The 17,203-nt window shown below is 67.4% G+C and carries 16 protein-coding genes; 13 read left to right on the forward strand and 3 right to left on the reverse strand.

Annotated elements, in window-relative coordinates; translation table 11 throughout:
- Positions 1 to 36: 36 nt before the first annotated feature.
- On the reverse strand, positions 37 to 2,280 hold the full coding sequence (locus DEA8626_RS15555) for a LamG-like jellyroll fold domain-containing protein (protein ID WP_108854165.1): 2,244 nt from the start codon (positions 2,278 to 2,280) through the stop codon (positions 37 to 39).
- A 468-nt stretch (positions 2,281 to 2,748) separates the two neighbouring features.
- Here DEA8626_RS15555 and DEA8626_RS15560 point away from each other — a divergent pair, with 468 nt between their 5' ends.
- Positions 2,749 to 4,293 (forward strand): O-antigen ligase family protein, encoded by a 1,545-nt coding sequence (locus tag DEA8626_RS15560; RefSeq protein ID WP_108854166.1) that lies wholly within the window; start codon positions 2,749 to 2,751, stop codon positions 4,291 to 4,293.
- 234 nt (positions 4,294 to 4,527) lie between these two features.
- Positions 4,528 to 5,730: a glycosyltransferase family 4 protein gene (locus DEA8626_RS15565; RefSeq protein ID WP_146188887.1), complete on the forward strand. Its 1,203-nt coding sequence runs from the start codon at positions 4,528 to 4,530 to the stop codon at positions 5,728 to 5,730.
- Here DEA8626_RS15565 and trhO read toward each other — a convergent pair.
- Positions 5,727 to 6,644: an oxygen-dependent tRNA uridine(34) hydroxylase TrhO gene (gene trhO / locus DEA8626_RS15570; RefSeq protein WP_108854168.1), complete on the reverse strand. Its 918-nt coding sequence runs from the start codon at positions 6,642 to 6,644 to the stop codon at positions 5,727 to 5,729. The genes DEA8626_RS15565 and trhO overlap by 4 nt on opposite strands.
- A 130-nt stretch (positions 6,645 to 6,774) precedes the next feature.
- Here trhO and DEA8626_RS15575 point away from each other — a divergent pair, with 130 nt between their 5' ends.
- The 8 genes from DEA8626_RS15575 (at position 6,775) to DEA8626_RS15610 (ending at position 14,640) form a co-directional block, all read left to right on the forward strand.
- On the forward strand, positions 6,775 to 7,905 hold the full coding sequence (locus DEA8626_RS15575) for an Acg family FMN-binding oxidoreductase (protein WP_181366477.1): 1,131 nt from the start codon (positions 6,775 to 6,777) through the stop codon (positions 7,903 to 7,905).
- Entirely contained in the window at positions 7,898 to 8,386 is a 489-nt protein-coding gene (locus tag DEA8626_RS15580; protein WP_108854169.1) for a MarR family winged helix-turn-helix transcriptional regulator, read from the forward strand. Before DEA8626_RS15575 ends, DEA8626_RS15580 begins: the two co-directional genes overlap by 8 nt.
- Before the next feature lie 52 nt (positions 8,387 to 8,438).
- The gene (gene pncA / locus DEA8626_RS15585) at positions 8,439 to 9,047 is read left to right on the forward strand and encodes a bifunctional nicotinamidase/pyrazinamidase (protein WP_108854170.1); all 609 of its coding nucleotides are present in this window, start codon (positions 8,439 to 8,441) and stop codon (positions 9,045 to 9,047) included.
- Positions 9,048 to 10,340 (forward strand): nicotinate phosphoribosyltransferase, encoded by a 1,293-nt coding sequence (gene pncB, locus DEA8626_RS15590; protein ID WP_108854171.1) that lies wholly within the window; start codon positions 9,048 to 9,050, stop codon positions 10,338 to 10,340.
- A 127-nt stretch (positions 10,341 to 10,467) separates the two neighbouring features.
- Positions 10,468 to 11,118: a DUF1353 domain-containing protein gene (locus DEA8626_RS15595; RefSeq protein ID WP_181366478.1), complete on the forward strand. Its 651-nt coding sequence runs from the start codon at positions 10,468 to 10,470 to the stop codon at positions 11,116 to 11,118.
- 119 nt (positions 11,119 to 11,237) lie between these two features.
- A complete protein-coding gene (locus tag DEA8626_RS15600) occupies positions 11,238 to 11,876 on the forward strand; it encodes a TetR/AcrR family transcriptional regulator (protein ID WP_108854173.1) in 639 nt (212 codons plus the stop codon).
- Positions 11,873 to 13,066, forward strand: a complete 1,194-nt coding sequence (locus tag DEA8626_RS15605; RefSeq protein ID WP_108854174.1) for a pyridoxal phosphate-dependent aminotransferase — start codon at positions 11,873 to 11,875, stop codon at positions 13,064 to 13,066. The genes DEA8626_RS15600 and DEA8626_RS15605 overlap by 4 nt, the downstream gene beginning before the upstream one ends.
- Entirely contained in the window at positions 13,063 to 14,640 is a 1,578-nt protein-coding gene (locus tag DEA8626_RS15610) for a 5-guanidino-2-oxopentanoate decarboxylase (RefSeq protein ID WP_108854175.1), read from the forward strand. Before DEA8626_RS15605 ends, DEA8626_RS15610 begins: the two co-directional genes overlap by 4 nt.
- 6 nt (positions 14,641 to 14,646) lie before the next feature.
- Here the strand turns inward: DEA8626_RS15610 and DEA8626_RS15615 are convergent, their stop codons facing one another.
- Positions 14,647 to 15,513, reverse strand: coding sequence for an LOG family protein (locus DEA8626_RS15615; protein WP_108854176.1), 867 nt, complete (start codon positions 15,511 to 15,513; stop codon positions 14,647 to 14,649).
- Between the two features lie 166 nt (positions 15,514 to 15,679).
- Here DEA8626_RS15615 and dapD point away from each other — a divergent pair, with 166 nt between their 5' ends.
- From dapD to DEA8626_RS15630, 3 genes are all read left to right on the forward strand, one after another.
- Positions 15,680 to 16,507: a 2,3,4,5-tetrahydropyridine-2,6-dicarboxylate N-succinyltransferase gene (dapD, locus tag DEA8626_RS15620; RefSeq protein WP_108854177.1), complete on the forward strand. Its 828-nt coding sequence runs from the start codon at positions 15,680 to 15,682 to the stop codon at positions 16,505 to 16,507.
- A gap of 61 nt (positions 16,508 to 16,568) precedes the next feature.
- Positions 16,569 to 16,814 (forward strand): GlsB/YeaQ/YmgE family stress response membrane protein, encoded by a 246-nt coding sequence (locus DEA8626_RS15625; protein ID WP_108854178.1) that lies wholly within the window; start codon positions 16,569 to 16,571, stop codon positions 16,812 to 16,814.
- 53 nt (positions 16,815 to 16,867) lie between these two features.
- Positions 16,868 to 17,191 (forward strand): DUF8846 family protein, encoded by a 324-nt coding sequence (locus DEA8626_RS15630; RefSeq protein WP_181366479.1) that lies wholly within the window; start codon positions 16,868 to 16,870, stop codon positions 17,189 to 17,191.
- Positions 17,192 to 17,203 lie beyond the last annotated feature (12 nt).

Consider the following 17,203-nt stretch of genomic DNA (forward strand, 5'->3'; position numbering starts at 1 on the left):
GAACCGGGGCGGCCGGGCGCTAGGTCACGGTGACGCTCAGGTCGCGTCCGCGCCGAGCTTCCAGGCATCGGCATTGCAGACCGAAGCGGGTCCGAGGATCTCCTTGTCCGGGACCGTGCCGGGCACCGCCCCCGTCTGCGTCGCGCTGTGCCAGGCGCGCAGGTACTCCACGTCGCCCTCGAATTGCAGCAGACCATTGTTGCGGGCAAGGAAGCTTAGCGCCCTGCTGCTCTGGAACACGCCATTCGACGTCCCGGTGAAGGGCACGGTGGCAACGAGCGTGCCATTGATCTTGACCCTCGCCACTTGCGCGATCTGGTCGGCCGAGACGACGAATTCATACCAGACGCCGGTCGCGAGTCCCAAAGACACGACATGCGCACTCAGCATCTTTGCGCCCGTTCCGTCCTCGATCGTCAGGCGCAGGTGACCGAAGCTCGTCAGTTCAACGTCGAAGCCTGTACTTGCCTGCGCGAACAGGATCGATGTCGCCCCGGGCAGCGCGGCGAACTTCACCTTCGCCGCATAGGTGATCGCCGAGGTCCCGGCGGGCACGTTCGCGGGGTTTAGGAAATAGGGCCCCGAAGCCGAGGTCTTGAAGGGCTGTGCGGGGGCCGGCAGCGTGTTGGCAAGCACGGAAGCATCAGCCAGCGGCCGGACGGGCGCGCCGTCAAGACCGGCGAGGCCGAGATCGACGATGGGCAGGTTCTTCCAGGTTTCCGCGAAGAAATCGTCGGGATGGGCGATCATGCCGGTCGAACCGCCCTCGCCGAACTGGATCGCGTCGGCGTAGGAAAAGACGCCGCTATTGGGCAGGATGCGGGCGCGTCCGTTCACGATCTGCGTTGTCTCGGCCGGCAGGCCGTTGATCTGGAAGCCCATGACTTCGGTCCAGTGCGGAAGCGTGGCGCCGAGCGCCGTTTCGCTGCGCGCGAGCCGCGTCGTCGTGATCGGACCGGCGGAGGACCAGACCTCGACCCAGGCGCCTGTCGGCTCCCACAGGCACTGATCGAACTCTGGCACCATCCACGAAGTCAGCCCCGCCGACTGCAGGATGGCGTGGACCGTGAGGCGTGCGAGCGCCTGCGTGCCGTCGGGCGAGTTCCCATTCGGGTGAGCGTTGTCGGCCCAGCCGCCCGCGCCGTCGTCGATGCCGTTGACATAGGTGAGCGGCTCAAGCCCCAGCGGCAGGAACATGGTCGCATCCGGCACCGCGAGCATCGCGCGCCAGCTTTCGCGCGCGGATTGCTTGTCGGCCAGCCGGAAATCCTGTCCGCCGCCCAAAATGTGCGTGGCATCGCGCATATCCGCGGTGATGTCGTAGCGCGGCGGGCCGTAGGGCACCCAGCGGGTGTGGCTGTAATCGTAAAGCTCGCCGAACCAGTGATCGGCGGCATAGCTCTGGCCCGATCCGTAGCTGATCGTGGCCGGGAAGGCGACCGGCGTACCATCGGTGCGCTTGGCGGAGAACAGCGGGAACAGCGCCTCGCCGTAATCCGCGCCAAGGTTGCCGGGCGAGGCGAACCACGCCATCGCGGCGAGGCCGACCTGCTGGCCGTCGGCGGTGGCGAAGTCGTGCAGCGCCTTGTCCGCGGCCCAGTCGCGGCTGCCATCGGCGTCGTTGACGAGCGCGCGCGGATCGGTGCCCGGCACGGTGTGAAAGATCACCGCGAATTTCTCGCCCGGCCGCGCGGCGATCAGAGTCTCCGCCATGGCTGCCGCGGCGGCGGTCATGGGCTGCGCATCGGTGATGTGATGGCGTTGCGGCGTCACGGCGGCGCCGTGGAAGATCTGCACCGCCTCGGGATCGGCGACGGTGGGGGGTGTCGAGTTGTCGTAGAAAGAGGACAGGATGCGGTCCGGTCCGGATTGTCCCCAGATCGCGATGACATGACCGACGCCGAAGCGCGCAGCGCCTTGAGCGGCTACACCCGGCTGGGACCTGAGCCGCACTTCGGGCCGGAACCAAGACGCGGAGCGCGGCGCGGTGATCGTGCCCGACCAGGCACCACCCGCATCCGCCGTCGCCACATCGGCCCAGGCCGTCGTCGTCGCTCCGCCGTCGTCGAGCGAGACGGCCCGTGCCTGGACGACCTCGCCCGCGGTCCCGGTGCCGGACAGCGGGATCGTGGCTTGCGCCTGCCCGATCCCCGCGCCGCTGTCGAAGATCGCGCGGTCTGCGGAGAAGGAGGCGAGCGTGACGCTGCCGGTGGGTGGGGGCGGCGCGGACCCGTCGCCGCGTTGGCGCTGGACGACAGAGATGGCAGAGAGCGATATCATATGGTGTTCCCGTCTTGCGGGGACCAGCGCCGCGCTGCCGACCGACCGGAGCCGAATACGCAGCGGCGCTCGTCCGGTGGCTGTCGCCGCCCCGGGCGGCGGCGCCTCGGCCAGGGGCAGGGACAGCGCGCGCGCACCGTGGCGGCATGTGCCCGCTCGGAATATCACCGCACCGACCTGCGTTGCCGCCCGCGCGCTTGGGGCGCTCGCTGCCGAAAGGCCCAGTTAGGCCGCGCCGCCCGTCACCGGCAAGCGAGCTGGGCCGCTGCGGTGCGCGGTCCGCCGGGTCCGTTCATCCTGAAATGGCGCGCTGCCTGGGCGAGTTGATGCCGGCGGTTCCGCGGCATGGCTATCGGGTTGCCCGGTAGCTCGCAGCCCACTTCTCCGCCGATTCATGCTCGTCGAAAGCGATGCGGTATACTATAGGCTGTAGGTCAAGCACCTCGCTTGACGAGTTGGAGACCTGGTTTGGTTGAATCGGTAACTGACGTCCGGCACTCCAGCGCTGCCGGCACGGCGCTCAAGACGCTTGGGAGTGACGTCGCCCGACTGCATCCCCTGGTGATGTTGTACCTGCTCACGATCGTTATGCCTTTGGGTTTCGACATCGGCAGCATCGCAATGACCAGTGTCCGATTGCTTTTGCTCGTCGTCATCATTCCGCTCACGGTCGGTTTGATTAGCGGTCAATACGGTAGGCGGTATCCGATTGACTGGCTGTTCTTCCTGCACGTCGTGTGGGCCGCCATATCGCTTCTGGTCAACAATCCCAACCGGGCTATCGAATCCATCGGGTCGACGGGAATCGAGTTCATCGGCGGCTACGTTCTCGCGCGCGCCTATATACGAACGGCCTCGGATTTCATCGGCTTGATAAGGGTCGTTCTGGCCCTTGTCGTTCTGCTTCTGCCCTTCGCCATACTGGAGACGCGCAGCGGGACGGCCGTCATTCCCGCCGTGATCGAACGCTTGCCGGTACTGACCACGGTCACGCAGGTCGACATCCCGATGCGGATGAGCCTGCATCGTGTCCAGGCGGTTTTCGCCCACCCGATCCATTTCGGCCTGTTCTGCTCGGTCGCACTGTCGCTGACATATGTCGGTCTTCGGAACTCGATGAGCCTCGTCGGGCGGATCGTCGCCTGCATGGCGATTGGCCTTGGCATTTTCCTGTCCCTGTCGAGCGGCGCCCTGCTGGCCGCCATGCTGCAAATCGGGCTGATCACATGGGATCGGATTTTCCGGAACATGCGGCGCAGATGGCTACTGCTCGTCGGTTTGTTCGTCGCGATGTATGTCACGATCGACATCCTGTCCAACCGGACACCGCTCAAGGTCATGATGAGCTATGCGACCTTCTCGGCGCATACCGCCTATTATCGCAGCATCATCTTCGATTGGGGCATGAGAAACGTCTGGGACAATCCGATATTCGGGCTCGGCTTTCGCCCTTGGATACGCCCCTCCTACATGAAAACCGGGACAATCGACAACTTCTGGCTCGTCATCGCGATACGCAACGGCATCCCAGGCTTCCTACTGCTCGCGCTCGGCTATGCCGACGCGATCATCCGTGTGGGGCGTCGCCAGTTCACACCGGGAACGACGCTGGCCAACCTCAAATTGGCATGGATGTTCACCTTTGTCGGGCTGAGCTTCACGCTGTCCACGGTGCATATCTGGACCGCCATCTATTCGTTCGTGTTCTTCATGCTCGGCAGCGGACTCTGGCTCGCGTCGGTCTCATCTGAACCGGACCGCGTCGCGGGGGGGCGGCCAAAGCGGCGCAGGACTGTCTGGACGCAGCAGCTCGAATCGCGCTCACAAGCGGACCGGTCTGCCGTCTTGACCGATGCAGGTGGCGACCGGGCGTCGGGCGGCGACCCGGAAACCGTGGATAACGAAATTGAACCGCCTGCGCCGCAAAGCGGCCCCTCGCGGTCAGACGGCCCGTCCTTCACCCGGTTTCCACAATCGTCGGACAGCACGCCGAGCCGGTCCCGCCGACGCTAGCGCAACGCATATCCACAGCGACTTGACTCGCGGTGCGCGAGGTCGCAATGCGGTTCCCTCTTGCGACCAATCCAGGCCCGCTGTGGTTATTGTCCACCATACGACGGCTTTGTTGATCGAACCGATCGCTTCGGCAAAGCTGTGATCGCCCCGCCGCCCGCCGCATGTCAGGATAGCGTGGCGTCCGGAAACCAGTCCGATGATTCCGCTGCGAGTGATGGAATGGGTGTGTGAGTGAGTATTCTTCAGCCGCTGCTTAGGATGGCCGCGATCGACGGGCCGGTGGACCTGCCGGCCACCCTCGCGCGGCTACCGCGGATACGCGCGCTGATGAGCATGCCCTGCGCCAGCGTGGGCGTTGGCATGACCTGCCGGTCGCTGCTCGCAGCCGCGGCCGAGGCGGGCGTGCAGACCGACCTTCACACCGCGTTCTTTCACGGCGAACGGCCGCGCGCGCTCGGGGTGCGCAGGTCGGTGCCGGCCGCGTTTCGCAGGCTGCCCTTCGGCCTTATGCGCGAACCGGCGCTGCGACGGCTTCACCGCGACTACCTCGGGCGGTTGGAGGCAGGCGACGTTGCCTATCTTTGGCCGTTCTGTCCAATCGAGATATATGAAGCCCTCGCCGCGCGGGGCGTGACGATCGTGAGCGAGGCTGTCAACACGCGCATGGCCGTCGCCAGGCAGATCCTCGACGCGGCCTATGCCGATCTTGGCATCAGCCCCGGCCACGCGATCACCGAGGCGCGCATCGCCGAGCAGGATCGCCGTCACGCGCTGTGTTCGGCGATCTTCGCGCCGAGCCCGGCGACGGAGAACGCCCTGACCGGGACGCCGCTCGAACGCCGGTTCATCCCGACGAGCTACGGCTGCCACGTTCCAGCGCGGCTTGCCGAACGGCCGCCGCGCGCCGACGGCGCCCCGGTGCGCTTCCTGTTCGTGGGCACCGCCGGGGTGCGCAAGGGCATGCACCATCTTCTCCGGGCCTGGCGCCATGCGCCGCCGGACACCAGCCTGCGCATCGTCGGAAAGATCGAGCCTGCGATCCGCCGCCTCTTCGCGGACGTTCTCGACCGCCCCGACGTTTCCTGCGCGGGCTTCAGCCTTGATGTTGCCTCCGAGTACCGCGCTGCGGATGTCGCGCTGCTGCCATCGATAGAAGAGGGCGATCCGATCGTCACCTACGAGGCCGCGGGGCACGGTCTTCCCGTCATCGCATCGCGGATGGGCGCCGGTCGGATCGGGGATGAAACCGACGCGATCACGATCATCGATCCCGCCGAGACCGGGACGTTCTCGGACCTGATCGCCGCCTTCGCCGCCTCCGAGGAGCTGCGCCGCGATCATGGTGTCCGTGCCCGGGCCGCCGTGATGAACTACGACTGGAGCCGGGTGGCGCCGAGGCGCTTCGCGCGGCTCGCCGCCTATCTCGGCGTCTAGTTCCGGTCGTCGCGAGGGCCGAGATGCGCCATCCCGCGCCGCGCGGCCAGCTCCATCTGGCGCTGCCTCTCGCGGAAGCGGGCGCGCTGGGCGTCGGAATATTCATCCGCGCAGGCTGGGCAGCACACACCTTCCTCATAGGCCGGATGCGCGCGGTCGGCGTCGGTCAGCGGGCGCCGGCAGGCATGGCACATCGCGTGCCCGCCGGACGTCAGCCCGTGACCGACGCTCACGCGTTGGTCGAAGACGAAGCAGGCGCCGTGCCAGAGGCTTTCGCGCTCGGGCACCTCTTCGAGATACTTCAGGATGCCGCCCTTGAGATGGAAGACCTCCTTCACCCCGTGCTTCAGAAGGAAGTTCGTCGATTTCTCGCAGCGGATGCCGCCGGTGCAGAACATCGCCACGCGCTTGTTGCCGAACCGGGCCGCGTTCTCACGCCACCAACCGGGAAACTCGCGGAACGACTTCGTTCCCGGATCGACCGCGCCTTCGAACGTGCCGATCGCCACCTCGTAGTCGTTCCTTGTATCGATCACCACGACATCTCGCGCGCTGATCAATTCGTTCCAGTCGGCCGGTTCGACGTAATGGCCGGCGCCCCCCGTCGGATCGACATCCGGCTCTCCCATCGTCACGATCTCGCGCTTCAGCCGTACCTTCATGCGGCCGAAGGGCATCTCCGTGGCGGTGCTTTCTTTCCAGTCGAGCCCGGCGCAGCCGGGCAGGGCGCGGATATGCGCCAGCACCGCGTCGATTCCCGCCCGCGGGCCCGCGATCGTGCCGTTGACTCCTTCTCGGGCAAGCAGCAGCGTCCCCTTCACGCCCGCATCCTCGCAAACCGATAGCAGCGGCCCGCGCAGGACTGCGGGGTCGGGAAACGGCGTGAACCGGTAGAGCGCGGCGACGGTGATCATGCCGTGCGCGATACCCCATGCGCTGCGGCGGGCGCAAGCGCGGGGGCGCCGGCGAAACTAGTACGACTTCGCACTTGATTAGTGCGAAGTCGTACTATATGGTGAGTCGCATCGAGAAAGGAGACCCGCCATGTCCATTCCCAGACGCAAGTTCCTGACCCTGATCGGCGGCGGCACGATCCTGGCCGCTGGCGCAGCCGGCCTCTATGCCGGCACCCGGACGCCGACCGCGGCGCTCACCCCCTGGAACAGCGCCGGCCGCTACGACGACCCGCGACTCAGGGCGCTCTCCTACGCGCTCCTCGCGCCCAATCCGCACAACCGCCAGCCTTGGGTGGCGCGGCTCGACGGCGCCGACGGGCTCACACTCTTCCGCGACCCGACCCGCAACCTGCCGGAAACCGATCCCTTCGACCGTCAATTGACCATCGGCATGGGCTGCTTCCTCGAACTGATGGTGCAAGCCGCCGCCGAGGAGGCGACCGGAGTCGCGCTCAACCTCTTCCCTGAAGGGACCGGCCCCAAGGCCCCGGTCGCTCATGCCCGTTTCACCGGACCTGCCGCGCCCGACCCGCTCTTCGCCCAAGTGATGCATCGGCACACGAACCGCAAGCCCTACGACATGGCCCGCCCCGTCGCCGAGGCCGACATCGCGGCGATTCTCGGGGCCGCGACCGATGACGTGCGCGCCGATGGCACCGGCGACGCGGAATCCACCCAGCGCCTGCGCGACCTCACGCTCGCCGCGATCATCGTCGAGACCGAGACGCCGCGCACGCATCACGAATCGGTTCGGCTGATGCGGATCGGCAAGGCCGAGATCGAGACCAGCCCCGACGGCATATCGGTCGGCGGGCCGCTGCCGGATGCGCTCGGCCGGCTCGGCCTCCTGACCCGGGAGTCCATGGCGGATCCCGGTAGCAGCACCTTCGCGCAGACGATCGACATGTTCCGCACGGCCTTCGCCGCGACGCCCGCCTTCTTCTGGCTGGCCACGCCCGGAAATGCGCGGACGGATCAGATCGCCGCCGGCCGGTCCTGGGTCCGCGCGCATCTTCAGGCCACCGCGCTCGGCCTCGCGGTGCAGCCGGTCAGCCAAGCCTTGCAGGAATATCCCGAAATGGCCGACCATCGCGCCGAGGTCCACGCGCTTTGCGCCCGGGGCGGAGAAACCTTGCAGATGCTCGGCCGTCTGGGCTATGGCCCGAAACAAGGGCCGGCACCCCGCTGGCCGCTGGAGACGCGGCTCGTGGATGCCTGACGACCCGACAGCGATCCCTGATGATCCCGGACACGCGGCGTTCACGCTGCTGATCGAAGCCGGGATCATCGCGCAACTCACCCGCGCGCTTCTCGAAGCGAAGAACCCCGACGGCCTCAGCCTGCCGCAATTCGGCGTGCTGAGCCATCTCGTCCGGCTCGGCGGCGCCTGGTCGCCGCTGCGCCTCGCGCGCGCCTTCCAGCAGCCCAAGACGACGATGACCCACACGATCGCCACGCTGGAAAAGCGCGGGCTGATCGCGATGGCACCCAACCCCGAGGATGGCCGCAGCAAGCTCGTCACGCTCACCGAGGCGGGGCGGGCGGCGCATGGACGGGCGGTGACCTCGCTCACCGATGACATGATCCGCCTGTCGGGAGATGTCGGCGCGGCCCGGATCGCGGCCGCGCTGCCGCTTCTGACTGACCTCCGCCGTCATCTCGACCGCTACCGCGACACCGACGAGCCGGCCACAGGTTGACGCGGCGCGGAGCGCTCCTTACCCCTGAGACTCGGACCAAGGGAGAACCGCGATGCGCCCGACGACCGAAGCCCTGATCGTGATCGACGTGCAGAACGACTTCTGCCCGGGCGGCGCGCTCGCCGTCGCCGGGGGCGACGCGATCATTCCCCGCGTGAATGGCCTGATGGACGGTTTCGCCGTCAAGGTGCTGACACAGGACTGGCACCCGGCCGACCATTCCTCCTTCGCCGCGAGCCACGAAGGCGCCGAGCCGTTCAGCGTGACCGAGATGTCCTACGGAGCGCAGGTCCTGTGGCCCAGCCATTGCGTGCAGGGCAGCAAAGGCGCTGCCTTCCATGCCGACCTCAGGACTGATCCGGCCGACCTCATCATCCGCAAGGGCTTCCGCGCCGCCGTCGACAGCTACTCGGCATTCTTCGAGAATGATCACGAAACGCCCACCGGCCTCGAAGGTTACCTGCGGACGCGCGGAGTGACCGATCTCACGCTCGTCGGCCTCGCCACAGATTTCTGCGTCGCCTATTCGGCGATCGACGCCGCGAAGCTCGGCTTCAACGTCACCGTCCTCGAAGACGCCTGCAGGGCCATCGACCTCGACGGCTCGCTCGCGAAGGCGAAGGCCGAGTTGCGCGCGGCCGGCGTGCGGCTGGAGGCGTGAATGGTCGACATCGCCACACGCGTCTACAACCACGCCTTCAAGATCGACCCGATCATCCGGTCGCTCATCGATACCGACTTCTACAAGCTCCTGATGTGCCAGTCGGTCCTCAGGAACCGGCCCGACACGACCGTGACCTTCAGCCTTATCAACCGCACCAAGTCGATCCCGCTCGCCAAGCTCATCGACGAGGGCGAGCTTAGGGAGCAACTCGACCACGCCCGGTCGCTGTCGCTCGCGCGCGGCGAAAGCACCTGGCTCAGGGGCAACACTTTCTACGGCAAGCGCCAGATGTTCAGCCACACCTTCATGGAATGGTTCGAGGCACTCCGCCTGCCGCCCTACTACCTCGAGCGCAAGGGCGATCAGTACGAGCTGACCTTCGAGGGCAAGTGGCCCGAAGTGATGCTGTGGGAAATCCCGGCCCTCGCCATCCTGATGGAACTTCGCTCCCGCGCGGTGCTCTCCGCGATGGGCAAGTTCGAGCTCCAGGTCCTCTATGCCCGCGCAATGGCCCGGCTTTGGGAAAAGATCGAGCGGCTGAAGAAGATCGACGGCCTCCGCATCGCCGATTTCGGGACCCGTCGGCGGCACAGTTTCCTCTGGCAGGACTGGTGCGTGCAGGCGATGATCGAAGGGCTGGGCGAAGCCTTCGTCGGCACTTCGAACTGCCGCATCGCGATGCGGCGCGACATCGAGGCGATCGGGACCAACGCCCACGAACTGCCGATGGTCTATTCGGCGCTCGCCGATACCGACGAGGAACTGTCGGACGCGCCCTACAAGGTCCTCGCCGACTGGCACGAGGAGCATTCGGGCAATCTCCGCATCATCCTGCCCGATACCTACGGGTCCGAGGGATTCCTCAAGCACGCGCCCGACTGGCTGGCCGGCTGGACCGGCATCCGCATCGACTCGGGCGATCCCGCCACAGGCGCGGAAATCGCGATCCGCTGGTGGAAGGAGCGCGGCGAGGACCCGCGCGACAAGCTCGTGATCTTCTCCGACGGGCTCGACGTCGACAAGATCGAGGAACTGCACAGGCGTTTCGCCGGGCGCGTGCGGGTCTCGTTCGGCTGGGGCACGCTGCTCACCAACGATTTCCGGGGCTTCGCGCCGAACGACGGGCTGGCCCCGTTCAGCATCGTCTGCAAGGCGGTCGCGGCGAACGGGCGGCCCACGGTCAAGCTCTCGGACAACCCGCTGAAAGCGATGGGGCCGCCCGACCAGATCAGGCGCTACAAACGCGTATTTGGCGTGGGCGAGCAGGAAGAGCTGGCGGTGATCGTCTAGGCGCCGCGTGACCGGCAGGTGCGCTTGCGCTTTGCGAAGGCGTCCCACCGATGTAAGATGTCCGGGTTTGAACCAACTGATTGCGGGATTCGGGTTTAACCCTGCGTCGCCTATGAAACTGATTTGTTTGACACTCTCCCTCGCTCTCGCGATGACGCCCGTGCGCGCCGATGAATTCGGACGTTTCGTCGGGCGACTCATCCTCTCGGACGAACAGCTCGACGAGTGCTTCGCATCCGACGAAGACGGCTTTTTCTCCATCTTTCGGCTGGTCGAGGAGTTCCACTTCATCGACCCCAACCAGATCGACTGGTCGGTGCCGTCGGGCACCTGCGTAAACGGCGCGTCGATCCCGGCGGCCTTCTGGAGCGTGATGGGCGGACCGTGGTCGGGCAAGTACCGCCGCGCCTCGGTCATTCACGACCACTATGTGCGCACGCGCGTGCGCACTTGGCAGGACACCCACCGCGCTTTCTACTACGGTATGCGGGCGGGTGACGTTTCCGCCACCCAGGCCAAGCTGATGTACTACGCCGTGCGCCGCTTCGGGAAACGCTGGGATCTGAAGACCCGCAGCCTGCCGGAGTGCGGTTCCGACAACACCGACTGCGGCGTCGCCAGAGTCGCAAAGCCGGACTGGATCCTGGTGCCCGAGGTCCCAAATGGGGACATCTCTGAGCTTGTCGTCGGCATGGATTTCGACGCCATGTCGCTTGAAGAGATTGACCGCATCGCCGACGAACAGCTTTCCACCGACATCCTCGACCCGTCCCGCTAGAACGCGCCGTCGGCCGCGCGCCGGAATCGGTGGAACGCCAGAGCGCAATCCCCCTTGCGGAGGTACCGTTCCGGGTGTAGTTATACGATTGTATAATTACTGGACGAAGACGGCCCTGCATGAGTGCCACAAGGCGGAAATTCACGCGCGACGACCCCGAAAGCCGGCGCGCGGCGCTGATCTCGGCGACGCTTCGGCTGATGGCGGGGGCGGGGCCGCAGGCCGCGACCGTGCGCGCAATCGCCGATGAGGCGGGCGTCTCCCCAGGCATGATCAGGCACCACTTCGACACCAAGGACGATCTCGTGAACGCCGCCTATGGCGCCCACATGGCCGCGCAGATGGAGGCGACCGAGGCCGCCGCCGGGACGGGTGGCAGCGCACGCGCCCGGCTCGCGCGGTTCGTCACGGCCTCGCTCATGCCACCGGTCGTCGATCCCCGGACCCTGTCGCTCTGGGCCGCGTTCATCCACATGATCCGCCGCGATCCGGCCATGCGGGCAACCCACGCGGAAAGCTATCTCGGCTATCGTGACCGGCTGGAGCAGCTGATCGCCGACGCGCTGGCCGAAGCGGGACGCACGGGCGACGCGACGCGTCCGCTCGCCATCGCCAGCAACGCGGTCATCGACGGGCTGTGGCTCGAAGCCGGCGCGCTGCCCGAGGCGTTCGCGCCCGGCGAAGTGACGCGCGTGGGTCTCGACTCGGTAGGCGCGATCCTCGCGCTCGACCTCGGCGCGGATGAGGAGGCGACATGAACCATTCCCCGATCCTCGACCGCCTCGCCGGCCTCGGCGGCGCGAAATGGGAGGTCTACTTCGCCGCGCAGGCCATGGCGCGGGCTGGCCGCGACGTGATCGACCTGACGATCGGCAATCCCGACGTGCCGGTCCCCGACGACCTGGCCGAGGCCGCCATCGCCGCGATCCGCGCCGGTCGGACGCAATATTCCGACGGACGCGGCGAACGCGCGCTCCGCACCGCGCTGGCCGAGCGTTACACCCGCCGCGCCGGGCGGGCGGTGTCGCCAGAACAGGTGCTCTGCTTCCCCGGCACCCAGACCGCGCTATTCGCCGTCCTGACGGGCCTCGCCGAGGCGGGCACAGAGGTGCTCGTCGGGGACCCGATGTACGCGACCTACGAAGGCGTCGTCGCGGCGAGCGGCGCGGCCCTCGTCCCCGTGCCGCTCCGACCCGAGAGCGGGTTCCGCATCGCGGCCGACGACATCGCCCGGCGGATCACGCCCGCCTCGCGCGCAATCCTTCTCAACACGCCCCACAATCCCACCGGCGCCGTTCTCGGCGCGGAGGATATCGCGGCGATCGGCGCGGTCGCCACCCGGCACGATCTCTGGCTCGTCGTGGACGAGGTCTATGAGGAGCTCGTCTTCGACGGCACTGTTTTCGCCTCGCCCTTCGATGTCGCCGCGCTCGCCGACCGCACGATCGTCGTCTCCTCGATTTCCAAGTCCCACGCCGCGCCCGGCTTCCGGTCGGGCTGGTGCGTCGCGCCGCGCGCCTTCGCCGACCGGCTGCTGCCGCTGTCCGAGGTCATGCTCTTCGGCAACCAGCCCTTCATCGCCGACATGACGGTGAAGGCCGTGTCGCGCCCCTCCGAGGCGGCGAAGGGAATGCGGACGCGCTTCGCCACCCGGGCCGGGCGGCTGGCCGAGGCGCTCTCTACGGAGACAAACCTCGTAGTCCAGACGCCCCAGGCCGGAATGTTCGCACTCATCGACGTCCGCGCGTCAGGGCGTTCGGACCGCGACTACGCGCTCGACCTGCTCGACTCTGAAGGCGTCGCGGTGATGCCCGGCACGACCTTCGGCACCACGCTTCAGGGCTGGGTCCGCGTCGCCCTGACCGTCGACGACGCCCGCTTCGGGGATGCGACCCGGCGCATTATCCGCCGCGCCTCAACCCTCGCCAGAACCGGAGCCACCGCATGACCACCATCGGCGAAGCCCTCGTCCGCGCGCTCGAAGCGCGCGGCGTCGACACCGTTTTCGGCATACCCGGCGTCCATACTGTCGAGCTGTATCGCGGCCTCGAAGGAACGAGGATCCGTCACGTCACGCCGCGCCACGAACAGGGCGCGGGCTTCATGGCCGATGGCTATGCGCGCATCTCGGGCCGTCCCGGCGTCGCCTTCGTCATCACCGGCCCGGGCATGACGAACATGATGACGCCGATGGGTCAGGCGCGGGCGGATTCGGTGCCGATGATCGTGATCTCCGGCGTCAACCGGCGCGACTCGCTCGGCAAGGGGCTCGGCCACTTGCACGAACTGCCCGATCAGCGCGGCATGACGGCGCTCGTCGCGCGGTCCTCGGACCGCATCGAACGGGCGGATGACCTCGCCGCCGCGCTGGACCGCGCCTTCGCCGCGGCGACGGGCGACCGGCCGGGGCCGGCTCATATCGAGGTGCCGATCGACGTCTTCGGCCTTCCGGCCCTCGCCCTGGCCCCCCCGTCAACGCCCACCGCGCCGCGTCCCGACGCGGAAGCGATCCGGCGCGCTGCGGTTCTCCTCGGTGGTGCCAACGCCCCTCTCATCCTCGCCGGAGGCGGCGCGAAGTTCGAAAACGCCGCACTCACCGCTTTGGCCGAACGGCTGGGCGCGCCGGTCGTTCAGACGGTGAACGCGCGCGGCCTGATGCACGGCCACCCGCTTACCGTGCCCGCCAGCCCGAGCCTCGACGCGGTCCGCGCGCTCATCCGTGCCGCTGACGTCGTGCTCGCCCTCGGAACGGAACTCGGCCCCACGGACTACGACATGTATGGCGGCGGCGGCCTGCCCCAGCCCCGCCGGATGATCCGCGTCGACATCTCCGCCGGACAACTCGCCCGCCATCCCGCCGACATCGCCATCGAAGGCGCGCTATCAGACGTCCTCCCAGCGTTGGCCGATGGGGTTCCCGCCGCGATGGATCGTGACGGCCCTGCCCGCGCGGCGGCCACCCGCAAGGCGGCCCGCGCGGCGCTCGATCCCCCGATGCGGGCCCAGATCGCGATGCTTGAGGCGGTGCGCGACACGGTGCCCGGCGCCGTCTTCATCGGCGATTCCACGCAAGCCATCTACGCCGGCAACCTCTGCTACGACCACGACCGGCCCGCCGGATGGTTCAACGCCGCGACCGGCTTCGGCGCGCTCGGCTACGCCATCCCGGCCGCCATCGGCGCGGCGCTCGCGGCGCCGGACGCGCCCGTCATCTGCCTCGCCGGCGACGGCGGCGCGCAGTTCACCCTGCCCGAGATCATGACGGCGGTGGACGAAAGGTTGCCCATCACCTTCCTCATCTGGAACAACTACGCCTATCAGGAGATCGCCGCGTCGATGGAGGCCAAGGGCATCGCGGTCGTCGGCTGCCACCCGACGCCGCCCGATTTCGCGCATATCGCTCGCGCCTGCGGCATTCCGCACGCCCGCATCAAGATGCGGCCAGAGGCGCTCAGAGATGCGCTCCTCCGGCTCGGGCGCGAATCCGGCCCCGTGATGATCGAGATCGACGCGAAAGACTGACGGGGACTACGAGCCGTCTTCTGCGCCGTTGATGATCTCCACGGCCTCGTCGGCGGTCTCCACAAAGCGGAACAGCTTGATGTCCTCCGGCGAGATCGTGCCCGCCTCGACCAGCGCCTGCCAGTTGATGACGGCCTCCCAGAAGGCACGGCCAAAAAGCAGGAAGGGCACGGGCCGCATCCGCCCGGTCTGAATGAGCGTCAGGCTCTCGAACAGCTCGTCGAGCGTGCCGAACCCGCCCGGGAAGATGCAGAGCGCCTTGGCGCGCATCAGGAAATGCATCTTGCGGATCGCGAAGTAGTGGAAGTTGAAGCACAGATCCGGCGTCACGTATTCGTTTGGCGCCTGCTCGTGCGGCAGGACGATATTCAACCCGATCGAAGCGCCGCCCGCATCCATCGCGCCGCGATTGCCCGCCTCCATGATGCCGGGCCCGCCGCCGGTGACGATCACGTCCTCGCGCCCGTAGCTCTTGAGGCTTTTTTCCGTCATGAGCCGGGCGAGCCTGCGGGCCTCATCGTACCAGTGCGACAAAGCCGCCGCGCCAGCCGCTTCGTCGTGCCGGGCGCCGCCCCCGGTCTCGATCAGCGGCGGCTCGGCCTGTACCGCCGTCCCTGTCGGATCGGGGATGCGGGCGCTGCCCATCAGAACGATGGTCGATTCGATGCCGCGTTCGTCCATGATCATCTGCGGCTTCAGAAGTTCGAGCTGGAGCCGCACGGGCCTCAACTCCTCGCGGCACAGGAAATCGGGATCGGTGAAGGCCAGCCGGTAGGCCGGCGCGCGCGTCTGGGGCGTGTCCGGAATGCGGTCGGCGGCCTCGACGTCCTGCTGGCTGTGGCGGAACGGGTGCTGGCGTGGGTCGTCTTTCATCGCGCGTCCTCGGTGTCTTGTCGCCTCAGACCTAGCCCCTTTGCCGGGGTGAGGCCAGCCCGCGCCGCTGCGGATGGCGCAACTGTGACGCGCAAGGTTGCATTGCCTCACGGGCGCGCGCGTCCTATAGGCCATGGTCACGCGACGCTTGACCCCGGAGACCCCCATGTCCAATGCCGCACTCGAAACCGCCATCGAAGCCGCCTGGGAGGCGCGCGACACGATCACGCCCGCGACAGGGGGCGAAACCCGCGACGCGATCGGCGCCACGCTCGAAGCGCTCGACAGCGGCAAGCTCCGGGTAGCCGAGCGGCGGGCGGACGGCGACTGGCACGTGAACCAGTGGGCCAAGAAGGCGGTTCTGCTCGGTTTCCGCATCCGTGACACCGAGGTGCAGAGCGGTGGGCCCAATGGCGCCGTCTGGTGGGACAAGGTCGCGCCAAAATTCGTCGGGTGGGGCGAGAACAGATGGAAACAGGCGGGATTCCGCGCCGCGGCCGGCTGCATCGTCCGCCACTCCGCCTATGTCGCGCCCGGCGTCGTGCTGATGCCCTCCTTCGTCAATCTCGGCGCCTATGTCGACGAGGGCACGATGGTCGATACCTGGGCCACCGTCGGCTCCTGCGCCCAGATCGGCAAGAACGTCCACCTCTCGGGCGGCGTCGGCATCGGGGGCGTCCTCGAGCCAATGCAGGCCGGCCCGACGATCATCGAGGACAACTGCTTCATCGGCGCCCGCTCCGAGGTCGTCGAGGGCTGCATCGTGCGCGAAGGCTCGGTCCTCGGCATGGGCGTCTTCATCGGCAAGTCAACGAAGATCGTCGACCGCGAGACCGGAAACGTCACCTATGGCGAGGTGCCGGCCGGGTCAGTCGTCGTCGCGGGCTCCATGCCGTCGAAGAACGGCATCAACCTCTACTGCGCGGTTATCGTGAAGAAGGTCGACGCGCAGACCCGCTCGAAGACCTCGATCAACGAACTTCTGCGCGACTGATCTGCACTGTCCGCAATTTCGTGTAGTCTGTCGGCGAAGGTTCTCAACAGGGAGTAAGTACATGGGCATCGGATTCTTCGGCGCGATCATCGTCGGCGGGCTGGCGGGCTGGATCGCCAGTATGATCATGAAGGCCGACACCGGCGTCTTCGCCAACGTCGGCCTCGGCATCCTGGGGGCTGTCCTGCTTAACGGTCTGTTGAGACTCCTGTCGATCTATCCGGCCGAAGCCTGGATTCCCCAGCTGGTCGTCGGGATAGTTGGGGCCAGCCTGCTGATCTGGATCTGGCGGCGTATGAGGGGCTAAGTCCGGGTCAACGATACGCACGTAGCGATGCCGGTCGCAGGAAGGGTCGACAGGTGGAAAAGACGAAGCGCCCCCAGCAGGTCTATACCCTTCTCGTCCAGGTCGGACGCAAGGCGGGCGACGGGCTGCCGAAGAAAGCCACGGGCGCCGCGCTCATGATCTATGCCTCGGGCGTCGACGAGGACGAGGCAGTGCGCGAGACGGTGGCGATCCTCAAGCAGGCCGACATGGCGCCCTTGGACGTCACGGGCTACGGCACACCGGAGGATCGCGCGGCCCAGGGCCACGAGGTCGCCGCGGAGGAGCGCACGCTCATGGACAAGGCGCTCGCCGAGAACGCGGTGATCGTGGCCGAGGTGACGCCCTTCTTCGAATGACAGTCCCGGACC

This window comes from Defluviimonas aquaemixtae, assembly GCF_900302475.1.
GTDB lineage: Bacteria > Pseudomonadota > Alphaproteobacteria > Rhodobacterales > Rhodobacteraceae > Albidovulum > Albidovulum aquaemixtae.

Excerpts from the sequence above, each read along its gene's own strand:
- DEA8626_RS15625 (WP_108854178.1), top strand. The coding sequence starts at position 16,569 with ATGGGCATCGGATTCTTCGGCGCGATCATCGTCGGCGGGCTGGCGGGC.
- DEA8626_RS15575 (WP_181366477.1), top strand. The coding sequence starts at position 6,775 with ATGTCCATTCCCAGACGCAAGTTCCTGACCCTGATCGGCGGCGGCACG.
- DEA8626_RS15615 (WP_108854176.1), bottom strand. The coding sequence starts at position 15,513 with ATGAAAGACGACCCACGCCAGCACCCGTTCCGCCACAGCCAGCAGGAC.
- DEA8626_RS15555 (WP_108854165.1), bottom strand. The coding sequence starts at position 2,280 with ATGATATCGCTCTCTGCCATCTCTGTCGTCCAGCGCCAACGCGGCGAC.
- pncA (WP_108854170.1), top strand. The coding sequence starts at position 8,439 with ATGCGCCCGACGACCGAAGCCCTGATCGTGATCGACGTGCAGAACGAC.
- dapD (WP_108854177.1), top strand. The coding sequence starts at position 15,680 with ATGTCCAATGCCGCACTCGAAACCGCCATCGAAGCCGCCTGGGAGGCG.
- DEA8626_RS15580 (WP_108854169.1), top strand. The coding sequence starts at position 7,898 with ATGCCTGACGACCCGACAGCGATCCCTGATGATCCCGGACACGCGGCG.
- DEA8626_RS15600 (WP_108854173.1), top strand. The coding sequence starts at position 11,238 with ATGAGTGCCACAAGGCGGAAATTCACGCGCGACGACCCCGAAAGCCGG.
- DEA8626_RS15605 (WP_108854174.1), top strand. The coding sequence starts at position 11,873 with ATGAACCATTCCCCGATCCTCGACCGCCTCGCCGGCCTCGGCGGCGCG.
- pncB (WP_108854171.1), top strand. The coding sequence starts at position 9,048 with ATGGTCGACATCGCCACACGCGTCTACAACCACGCCTTCAAGATCGAC.
- DEA8626_RS15610 (WP_108854175.1), top strand. The coding sequence starts at position 13,063 with ATGACCACCATCGGCGAAGCCCTCGTCCGCGCGCTCGAAGCGCGCGGC.
- trhO (WP_108854168.1), bottom strand. The coding sequence starts at position 6,644 with ATGATCACCGTCGCCGCGCTCTACCGGTTCACGCCGTTTCCCGACCCC.